The following is a 10,609-nucleotide window of genomic DNA, read 5'->3' on the forward strand; positions in this document are numbered from 1 at the left end:
TTAAGAAATTGAACAGAAGGAAAACCATGGTTTGTGAGCACAAAGATTTGATACAAATAGAAGATGTAGAACCGGGCTCAAAGGGTTGTGGGGAATGCCTGAAAAGCGGAGACAGGTGGGTGCATTTGAGGATATGTCTTATCTGCGGGCACGTGGGATGCTGTGACATGTCAAAAAACAAGCATGCAACAAAACACTTTCAGGAGACCGGACACCCCATAATTCAGTCTTTCCAGCCCGGAGAAGACTGGAAGTATTGCTATCTGGACGGCGAATATCTTGAGTGAACCTGAATAATATCTTGAGTGAACCTGAATAATATCTGGAATAAACCGGCAGCTCTAACTTTCATCTTCCTGCCATCAGGAACTCAGCCAGGGCTCCGGAGAAATCAGTGCTTTTTTTCAAGGAAGGCAAGTTAATCAATAGAAAAATAACCTGAAACCAGGTATGAAAGAACATGTCGCAAGAAATTAAGTTTGAAAGAGATATTTATTCCTGAACCCTATTATGGAACTATGTTTCCAAAAGTATATGCGTCCTCCGATCCGATTATTAAATTTGAGATTAAATAAAAAATTACTGGATAAAACTGTTCAAGTACAGGTGATACCGATGATGAGCTTAAAAGGCCAAACAGCAATCGTAACTGGAGGGGGCAGGGGGATCGGGAGGGCGGTCTGCCTGTCGCTGGCAAAAGAGGGGGCAAATATTGTCATTGTGGCAAGGCACAGGGAAGAAATCGAAGAAACCGCAAGAATGGTCAAAAACATAGGGAGCAGATCCCTTGAGATCCAGGCAGATGTGAGATCTGAAGCGGATGTTGAGGGTATGATCCTGAAGGCCATCGAGAAGTGTGGGAGGATTGATATCCTCGTCAACAATGCAGGGGTCGTACACATGAACCACATAGAAGAGACCTCAATTGAAGAATACGACGAGATGATGGATACAAATGTTAAGGGGACTTTCCTCTGCACGAAATACGCTGTGCCTTATCTTGAAAAGAGCGAAAACGGCAAGATAATTAATATCTCCTCAGGCGCAGGCAAGCACGGGCTTTCAGACCTTTCCGTCTACTGTGCCTCGAAGTTTGCGGTAAACGGAATGACAGAAGCCCTGGCTTCCGAGTTGAGCGGAAGGGTGATGGTCTATTCCGTCTGCCCGGGGGCAGTGGACTCGGAGATGTACCATTCCATGTTCAAGGACAGGCCTGTGCTCAAACCGGATCACGTTGCTGAAAAGGTCCTGGAACTGGCTCTCCCGGAGTCAAACATAATTTCAGGCTCGGTCATCGAGGTCTATGCCCCGCCGGTCCCGCTGCTCTGATAGGCTATAAAGGATGGGAAACATTGGTTTTACGGATAACCGAAAAGGCATGCAAGGGAGAATATGCCTGAATTGTCTTTATCCTCCCTCTTTATGACTTTGTTGGCGGATATTTGCTCAGGTTAAGCTTTACTTCTGATCCAGTTTTACATCTGGTTCAGTTTTACTTCTGATCCAGTTTTATATCTGGTTCAGTTTTACTTCTGATCCAGTTTTACATCTGGTTCAGTTTTCCTTCAGGATTTTTAGCCTGAACAGGGCTAAGCTTGATGATTTCCTTTTCAGAACTCTTTCTCAGAAACTATGCTTCCAAAGATATATCCTTCATCCTGCTAAAGAATTAATAAAGGGACTTCTATGAAACTGAAAGGTCAGACAGCTATTGTAACCGGTGGGGGAAGGGGAATTGGAAGGGTCATCTGCCTGGCGCTGGCAGGAGAAGGAGCCGACGTTGTAATTGCTGCAAGAACCGGGAAAGAGATTAGGGAAACTGCCCGGATGGTTGAGAGAAAAGGAGGAAGGGCTCTTGCAGTAAAGACCGATCTCAGGGTAGAAAGAGATGTTAAGGATCTTATTTCAAAGGCAGTAAATGCCTTTGAGAGGATTGACATTCTGGTGAATAATGCCGGAGTAGCATACAATAAGTACCTTGTGGAAACCTCGACAGAGGAATATGATGAAATAATGGACACAAACGTGAAAGGGATTTTTTACTGCACAAAGTATGCCCTGCCCCAGCTGCTGAAGCGGGGGAACGGCCGGATCATCAACATCGCTTCAGAGGAAGGAAAACGTGGGGTCCCTAAGCTTTCGGTTTACTGCGCCTCGAAATTTGCGATAATAGGCCTAACCGAAGCTCTTGCTTACGAGGTGGGGGGAGGCCTGCAGGTATATGCAGTCTGCCCTGCAGGTGTGGACACCCGGATGTACCACTCCATATACTCCGATGTGCCGACTCTCAAACCGGAAGATGTTGCAAAGCAGGTACTGGCCCTCTGCCTGCCGGAAACGACCCTCCCCTCAGGCTCTTCAGTTGAGGTCTACAGCCCACCTGTAAGGGTTGTTTTTTAATGGGGTATTGAAAGAGGGACAAACTCAGGAAGTTAAGGGGGAAGCTGAGGAGGAAGTATGTTCAAAAACCGTAAAGATGCAGGAGAGAAACTGGCTCAAGCTCTTGAAATGTACAGGCCTGAAAACCCTCTGATCCTTGCTATTCCGCGCGGGGGGGTGGAAGTGGGACTGCAGGTTTCAAGGAAGCTGGGAGCTGATTTCTCCCTTATTATTGTAAGGAAACTGCCTTTTCCTGACAATCCTGAAGCCGGATTCGGGGCAATAGCCGAGAATGGAAGCACTTTCATTATAAAAAATGCCGGCTACTGGCTCACCAGGGAAACTATTGAAAAGATCAAACAGGAACAGATTGCTGAGGTCGAAAGGCGCGTAAATGCTTTCAGAGGGGGAAATCCCCTGCCTAAACTATCAAGAAGAACAATAATACTTGTCGATGACGGGATTGCTATGGGTTCTACCATGCGGGCAGCAATTAAACTCTGCAGAGCCCGGAAGGCAGGAAAAATTGTAGTTGCTGTGCCTGTGGCAGGAAGAGAGGCAGCAGAAGCGATAGCAAAAGAAGCCGATGAACTCGTAGTACTCGATATACCTGTCTATTTCAGGGCTGTTGCTCAGGTTTATGAAAACTGGTATGATGTCTCGGATGAAGAAGTGCTTGATCTGCTCAGGCAAAGGATAAGTGAAAAAGGGATAAAAGATCATGAGTTTGACCAATCTGAACTGGTAACCTGAAATAAATCCATGATCAAATAAATCCATGATCAAATAAATCCATGATCAAATAAATCCATGATCAAATAAATCCATGATCAAATATCTCTATTAGCCAAGTTCCGGAAAATGAAGCTTCAAAATTAAATTCCTTTGCACTCAATGTTCCTGTTGTCCTTCCCGAGTTTCGCTTCGGCACCCGAGTTTCGCTTCGGGATCACAGGAAATCGGAGATTTTCTGGGAGTTGCACTGTAAGTGCAACAGCACGAGGTCCTTTTCGCTGCGCTCAAGAGGACTAAGCTACAAAATTACAGGCTGTATTTCTCTAATTGCGCCTCACCTTAATTGCGCCTCGGGATCTCAGGAAATCGGAGATTTTCTGGGAGTTGTGATGTAATCGCAACAGTACGCTGCCCTTTTCGCTTTGCTCATGGGGGCTAATTTATAGTTTCTCGCAGTGAGCTTTGTTCAAGAGGACTTAGAACAACTCTGGTTCTATTTTTAGTTTAAGTCGTTTGCCTGCAAATCAGACACAGTTGCCTTGATGGTACTTCACTAATAAACGACTAATCTTTAACTATATATATCATTAAATCCACTAGAATATTGGGCATCTGGAAAGGTCATTAAAGACTTGTTTTTAACTCTTTTTAATAACCCCCCATACCCCCCAACTCCCCAATATCCAGATGCCCAATCCCCATATTACAGATGTCTTTTCAATTCTCTTTTTCCTGCTTTTTGCTTCCTGCGTTTCGCCACCCGAATTGCGCTTGGGGATCACAGTAAATCGAAGATTTTCTGGGAATTGTGATGTAATCGCAACATTACGCGATCCTTTTCGCTGCGCTCAGGGGGACTAACTTTTGGTGAAGATTCACAACTTGATTTTTATATTTCGGCGGCGGCTCCTTCTAACAAACTCCTGACAACCGTTTCCATAAGTTTCCCGCTATCTTCCCTCTCTTTTCTCAGTTTTAATTCTAGTTCATCACACAAACCCATGAGCTGCTCGACTTTTTCAACGATGCGTTTTTGTTCATTGAGGGGTGGAAGAGGAAGTTAAGAGTTCTTTTATTTTGGTCCATTATCTATTTATCTAATATGTGAGAAACACCATCAGTAATAATCCTCCTAATCTTATGTCGACCTGTCGAGAGTAAGTTAAACTATCAAACGAAAAGTTATTCGGGTTCTCTAACGATTATATTCCTGCGTTGTAATTATGCGTTAAAAATAATATATACTCCAGATGCATAGTATAACTTGCGTTCTCATCAATTGAACACCCACTAGCAAACAAACACCTACTCCAAAAAGATCTACCCCACACTAAAAGGATTAAAAAACGAAAAATTCTCAACCCACAACCCACAAGTCAAATACCTCAAACCTCTTCCCACACTAAAAATAAGAAAGTTAAATCTTTTAAACTCTTTTCGGAATTTCCAGGTTTTTGAGATGGGGACGCAACCTCTTTTTATATATTATTAAAAAAAATAAAATAAAATAAAATAAAATAAAATAAAATAAAATTATTTTTAGTCCTTTTTAAATCCTATCCCATTGATGGGAAGTAATTTTCAGTGTAGTTCACTACTTTAACTATTAATTTCTGGTATTTTTGATATTCTTGCAGGTATGACCACTTTCAGCATTTTTTAGCCTTTTTTTAATTTTTAGATTTTATTATTTTAGATCAATTTATACAACTAATATAATATTAAATTACTAAATCAAAGGTTATATGATCCGCTAATGATTATATGCCTGCGTTGCGATTATGCGTTAAAAATAATATATACCTCGAGTACATAGTATGAATTGCGTTCTCATCAATTGAACACCCCCACTAGCAAACAAACACCTACTCCAAAAAGATTTACCCCACACTAAAATTAAAAAACGAAAAACTCTCACCCCACAAGTCAAATACCTCAAACCTCTTCCCAAACAAAAAGTTACAAAGTTAAATCTTTTAACTCCTTTCGGAATTTCCAGGTTTTTGAGATGGGAACGCAACCTCTTTTAAAACAAAATTAATAAAATAACAAAAAAACTAAAATATTTTTCTAGTCATTTTTCAACCTTAGAATCTTTGCAATTTACTTTTTCGGCTTCTTTGACCTTTATTTAATATCTTCTTTAACCTTTTTCATAATCCCTTCTGCAGCCATGATTCCGGTTGCAGCGGCATTTACTATGTCCCTTGAGAGCCCGGCTCCGTCTCCTGCTGCAAAGAGGTTTTTGATGCTGGTTTCCATCCGGCGGTCAACTTTCAGATGCATGGCGTAGAACTTGACTTCAGGGGCGTAAAGCAGAGTTGAGTCCGAGGCAACGCCGGGAATGATCTCGTTTAAGGTCTCAAGGCCTTCGATTATGTCCATGACTATCCTGTGCGGGAGAGCCATTGAGATATCGCCGGGTGTGACATCTTTTAAGGTGTTTATAACCAGGTTTTTGGCAAGGCGCTCTTTTGTAGAACGGCGCCCACGCCTGAGGTCGCCCATGCGCTGGAGGACAGGCTTTCCGCCACCGATCGTTGTTGCGAGTTTTGCGATTGAACGGGCGTATTTGGTTGTGTTTTCCATGGGCTCGGTCAGTTCGATATGGACGAGGAATGCGAAATTGGTGTTTTCGGATTCCGTGTTTGCCATCGAATGGCCGTTGGTCGCAATAAAGTCTTCATATTCTTCCTTTACGACAAAGCCGCGCTGGTTTGTGCAGAAAGTCCTGACAAAGTCATCATAGCGGTGGCTCTGGATATGGAACTTGGGGTCCCGGTTGATTTTCGTTACAGGGTCCATAATAATTGCAGGGACTTCCACCCTGACTCCTATGTCAATCCCTCCGTAACGGGCTTCAAGATCATGTTTTTCAATCATTTCCGAGACCCAGTTACAGCCCCTTCTTCCCGGCGACAGGAGCACGTAACGCGCACGGACAACTCTTCCGCCCGAGAGTATAACTCCTTTGCACGTTCCGCCCTCAACAAGCAGGTCCTGGACTTCGGTTTCAATCAGGAACTCCACACCTTTATCAACAAGGTCCTGTTTGAAGCGCCCTATGACTGCAGGAGCATTGTCCGAACCTATATGCCGCTGCTTGATCTCTATAAACCGGGCTCCGACCGAGGCAGCCCTGCGTTTTAACTCCTCTATTTCCGGGCCTTCGGTAAGGAGAGCACCCTGAGGAGCTCCGAATTTAAGGAATACTTTATCAACCCTGTCCACCAGTTCCCAGGCTTCTGTCTGGTCTCCGGTCAGGGCTGCAAGGTCTCCTCCTATATCAGGCCGCAGGTTCAGGGTCCCGTCAGAAAACGTCCCGCAGCCCCCAACCCCGCACATGATCTCACACGGAGTGCAGTGCATGCAGTAGCTCTGGGTTTTCATGGGGCACAGGCGTTTGTCAATGTCCCTGCCCATATCAATAACAAGAATTTTCAGTTTCCCGGCCGCAAGCTCGTAAGCTGCAAACATCCCCGCCGGCCCTGCCCCTATAATTACTACATCATATGCAGAGCCTATCTTTTCCTTCTCAACAGCCTGGTTTTCGTCACCCATGGGTAATTCCCCTGGAATTTTGAACGTTAAGCACCGGAATAACCTGTGAATTTCTTTAAGATTATCAATATAAATTTCGTTATGAAGTTCTGTTAATTCCCCACCGTTTTTAGCACATTATTATATTTTCTGTTTATATTTACACCACCTCCATGCTACACCTGCCTCCGATGAATAGGATCTCGAACTTCTTCGGCAAAAAGCCGCTTCAGTCAGTACCCGGGGTGTAGAAGTCGTGCCAGAAGTCGTGCCCGTGAGTTTCCACAGGTTACTTTCTTCAAGCATTCCCCAGGATTCAGGACAGTATCTACGCTGAGACCCTTCCATTGACAGGCTTTATGTTCATATTTCAGTTACCAGTTGTACTGATCAATCACTGGAAATTGACGAACGAAAGTGCAAGCATAAAGGCCATAAATAGGCAGGCAAACACCATCAGAAAAAACAACTTTTGCAAATAATCCTCCTCCTGTTCCCACTATTTTAATATTCTTTCCCACTACCTAACTATATGTACCGCACAGTATAAAAAACTTTCATCTACTCACTGGAATATATGTATGAAAAGTAAATAATTATCCAGAAGTCTCTTTGAAATATATTCTATCGCCCGAATTGCGCCCCGGGATCACAGGAAACCAGAGATTTCCTGGGAGTTGCGATGTAATCGCAACAGTACGCGGTCCTTTTCGCTGCGTTCAAGAGGACTATTTTGGGTTTTAGTAGTGAGCTCTGCTCAAGAGGGCCAAATTACAAATATTGGTGGGACTTGAAAACCGGTTTTCGGGGTCAGAGGACGTATTTATTGGCTGGTAAGTCGGTTACAGCCCTGTGCGCCGCGAGGGAGAAAATCAGATATTCTATTTGGGATATTCTGAATTATATATACGGTTAATCAGGGGCTACCGGAACTGTATAAAACAGGCAATTAAAAATAATCCGGATGGGGATTTTAAGTTCTCAGCTAACAGTCCGGGCTGTTAGTTCAGGTCATTAATATTGATAAGAGGCAGGGTTGATGAAATCTTATTTGAAATTTGGCCTGAAATGAGGAAGGTCAAAGAGTCTGAAAATTATTCCTTTCCTCAGTTCATTCTTCTAATAACCAGTTTCCTCACAGCCTTTTTCTGTTCTTCCGTATCAGATGCGCCCTTTTCTGTGCTTTTGAAAAGCTCGGTCCAGACCTTGAAGTGGTAGTCGCTGCCTGCCCCAAGGTCCCTGATCCGGATGTCAATGGGCTTTTCTCTCGTAGCTTCCTTTTGCCCTGCGAGTTTGTGGTGAAAGGTTTTTGCTGCAGCCTTTTCCGGGGAAGGGGCAGAGATGACTCCAATCATTTCCCCATTTTCGTCCGTGGCAATGAAGGTCTTTTCCTTTTTCTCCTGCCCTGCCTGCGGTTCCTGTTTTATGGTCTCCCGTCTGAGCTGCCTTCTGACCCTGTCAAGGGCATCCCCGGAATCCTGTTTTTGCGGGACCTGCCTCAGGGCTCTGGCTTCAGAGAGGTGCCTTTCTTTTTTCTCAGGGGGGATGTAGGGGGCTTTTCCCAGGAGTTCGTGCAGAAGCATGACTGCAGCGTGCTTGTCAAGGGGTTCGTTGTTGTTCCCGCACTTGGGGGACTGGATACAGCCAGGACAGCCGCTTTCGCAGGGGCAGCTTTCAATGGCTTTTAAGGTGCCGTCGAGGACCTCTTCAATCAGGTCATAGCCTTTTTCAGCATATCCCACTCCTCCCCTGTGCCCGTCATAGATGAAAATCCCGCTTTTGCCCCCGAGGTCGGGATGGGAGGGAGTTGAAACCCCGCCTACATCACTCCTGTCCACAAGCAGGTGCAGAGGGTACATGGAAATCATCGCGTGTTCAACAGCATGGATCCCACCCGCAAAGTCCAGCTTATGCTCTTCGATCAGCTCCTGCAGCCTATTTGGGAGCTTAAGCCAGAGGGCAACTGTCTGAAGGGTTATCGGAGGCATCTCAAGGTCATGGGCACTCATGGTCTCGTCGCTGTGGGTCCGGATTTTCCTGTACCCTATAATCGTGTCCGTTACCTCCACGTCCCCAAGCCCGACCTCCACTTCGGGAGCGTGCCGGAGAGGCTTTACCGCATAGGTCTCCCGCACCAGGACTGACGAATCTATCATGGGTTTTGTGTAGTAGCTGTCGTGAGCCCTTATTGCATGGATCTCCTTTTTCTCATGGTCGACCCTGTTTATGTAGAAAGATTCTCCCCTGTGTATGTAGACCGCACCCGGATGGCATTCCCGAAAAGCCAGGGTCTCCTCTATGTCCTTTTCTATAGGAAAGCTTTTTTCCCCTTCAAAAGCAAGAAGAGAGTATGTATTATTATCTATCCCTCTCAGGGAGACTTGTTTGTAAGGGAAAGAGTCAGTGGAATACTTCAGGTCGCTGCCTGCAAGCAGCCCTTCGGCTTCCAGAAGCTCAACTACTCTTGAATACCCTTTCCCAAAGTACTTTTCATCGGATACCCTGAGAGGGATTTCTTTTGCTGCACAGAGCAGGTGCCCTGCAAGGATATAGGGGTTTTTAGGGTTAAGCACTGCATTTTCGCTGCTTCTTGCAAAAAAGTCGTCCGGGTTTCTCATATAATACTGGTCAAGGGCATTTGTGCCGGCTACCATAAGGACAAGGCTTTCGTTCCCGCTCCTACCTGCCCTTCCTGCCTGCTGCCTTGCGCTCATAACCGTGCCTGGATAGCCGTCAAGAATGCAGGCATCAAGCCCTCCTATATCTATCCCGAGTTCAAGGGCATTTGTGGAAATGACTCCCCTGAGTTCTCCTGAATTCATTTTCTTTTCGATCTCTTCCCTCTCCCTGTCAAAATAGCCGCTCCTGTAAGAACAGACCGCAGAAGCGAGGCCGCGTTCCCTCAAAAGTTCCCTGCAGCTCTTATACATGCGCTCCACTCCCTGCCTGGACCGCGTAAAAGCAAGGGTCTGAAGCCCCGCCTGGACTGCCCGCGTAAAAAGGGCTGAGGTTTCGGAAAAGCTGGTTCTCCTTACTGTACTCCCCCTCCCGTTCAGGTAAAGAGGGGGGTTCCAGAACACAAATTTCTGAGGGCCGTGTGAAGAGCCGTTATTCTCAACTACTTCTGCTTCCCTTCCCAGCAGGGTTTCAGTATGCTCTTTCGGGTTGCCTATGGTTGCCGAACAGCAGATAAACTGCGGGGAAGCCCCATAGTGTTCAGCAGCCCGGAGAAGCCGTCTGAGCACGTTTGCCATATTACTCCCTATAACTCCCCTGTAGTAATGGCTCTCGTCAACAACAATGAATTTGAGGTTTGAAAAAAAGCGTCTCCAGAGATGGTGCCAGGCAAGGAAGCTCATATGTACCATTTCAGGGTTTGTGAAAACAATATTAGTCTGTCCTTCCCTGATTTCTCTCTTCTGGGCTGCAGTCAGGGCGCCAGTATAACGGGCTATGCCTGCTCCGGAATTCAGTGCCCCTTCAAATTCAAGGAAGGCTTTTAACTGGTCGTTTACAAGGGCATTGAGAGGAGATATATAAAGGGCAGTAGCCTCAGGGTCTTTCATGACAGTTTCAAAAATAGGGATCATGTAAGTAAGGGACTTTCCGCTTGCCGTGCTTGTGCAGAGCACTGTGTCTTTTCCTTCCCGGATCTTTTCGATCGCTTCAGCCTGATGGGAGTATAAAGATTCGATTCCAATTCCTGAAAGGGCAGTTTTTACCTGCTCCTTTAGCTCAAGATGCGAATAAAGGGCTTCCCTTGCAGGTTTTTCTTCTATATGAACTATCTGGTTTTCATATCGGCTGGAAGCTTTTATTTCATTCAGCAGGCGGGAAATCTCCATTTTTCGGCTCCACTTTTTATTTTTTCCAATTTTTATATTACGAAGCGTAAAACCCCTGAGTCTTTAGCTCAGGGGATATAAGCGTCAACCTAAACTGTTAACCGTTATTG

6 protein-coding genes are annotated in these 10,609 nt (G+C 45.3%); 4 read left to right on the plus strand and 2 right to left on the minus strand.

Annotated elements, in window-relative coordinates; translation table 11 throughout:
* Positions 1–26: 26 nt before the first annotated feature.
* The 4 genes from EO92_RS02915 to EO92_RS02930 all read left to right on the plus strand — a co-directional run bounded on the left by EO92_RS02915 (position 27) and on the right by EO92_RS02930 (position 3,132).
* Complete coding sequence (locus EO92_RS02915; RefSeq protein WP_048131370.1) at positions 27–287, plus strand: UBP-type zinc finger domain-containing protein; 261 nt, start codon at positions 27–29, stop codon at positions 285–287.
* A gap of 331 nt (positions 288–618) precedes the next feature.
* Positions 619–1,329 carry an SDR family NAD(P)-dependent oxidoreductase gene (locus EO92_RS02920; RefSeq protein ID WP_048131376.1) on the plus strand — a complete coding sequence of 237 codons (711 nt, stop codon included), beginning with the start codon at positions 619–621 and terminating at the stop codon, positions 1,327–1,329.
* A 357-nt stretch (positions 1,330–1,686) separates the two neighbouring features.
* Entirely contained in the window at positions 1,687–2,400 is a 714-nt protein-coding gene (locus EO92_RS02925) for an SDR family NAD(P)-dependent oxidoreductase (protein WP_048169145.1), read from the plus strand.
* 57 nt (positions 2,401–2,457) lie between these two features.
* Positions 2,458–3,132: a phosphoribosyltransferase gene (locus EO92_RS02930; RefSeq protein WP_048169147.1), complete on the plus strand. Its 675-nt coding sequence runs from the start codon at positions 2,458–2,460 to the stop codon at positions 3,130–3,132.
* Between the two features lie 2,109 nt (positions 3,133–5,241).
* On the opposite strand, the gene EO92_RS02935 is transcribed toward EO92_RS02930, so the two are convergent.
* Entirely contained in the window at positions 5,242–6,675 is a 1,434-nt protein-coding gene (locus EO92_RS02935) for an NAD(P)/FAD-dependent oxidoreductase (RefSeq protein ID WP_048169149.1), read from the minus strand.
* A 1,085-nt stretch (positions 6,676–7,760) separates the two neighbouring features.
* A complete protein-coding gene (locus EO92_RS02940; RefSeq protein WP_048169152.1) occupies positions 7,761–10,499 on the minus strand; it encodes a DEAD/DEAH box helicase in 2,739 nt (912 codons plus the stop codon).
* Positions 10,500–10,609: the final 110 nt, after the last annotated feature.

The sequence above is a fragment of the Methanosarcina sp. 2.H.A.1B.4 genome (assembly GCF_000979385.1).
Classification (GTDB): Archaea; Halobacteriota; Methanosarcinia; order Methanosarcinales; family Methanosarcinaceae; genus Methanosarcina.

What these genes read in the sequence shown, in the direction of transcription:
- EO92_RS02915 (WP_048131370.1), top strand. Translation starts at nt 27, where the DNA reads ATGGTTTGTGAGCACAAAGATTTGATACAAATAGAAGATGTAGAACCG.
- EO92_RS02920 (WP_048131376.1), top strand. Translation starts at nt 619, where the DNA reads ATGAGCTTAAAAGGCCAAACAGCAATCGTAACTGGAGGGGGCAGGGGG.
- EO92_RS02925 (WP_048169145.1), top strand. Translation starts at nt 1,687, where the DNA reads ATGAAACTGAAAGGTCAGACAGCTATTGTAACCGGTGGGGGAAGGGGA.
- EO92_RS02930 (WP_048169147.1), top strand. Translation starts at nt 2,458, where the DNA reads ATGTTCAAAAACCGTAAAGATGCAGGAGAGAAACTGGCTCAAGCTCTT.
- EO92_RS02935 (WP_048169149.1), bottom strand. Translation starts at nt 6,675, where the DNA reads ATGGGTGACGAAAACCAGGCTGTTGAGAAGGAAAAGATAGGCTCTGCA.
- EO92_RS02940 (WP_048169152.1), bottom strand. Translation starts at nt 10,499, where the DNA reads ATGGAGATTTCCCGCCTGCTGAATGAAATAAAAGCTTCCAGCCGATAT.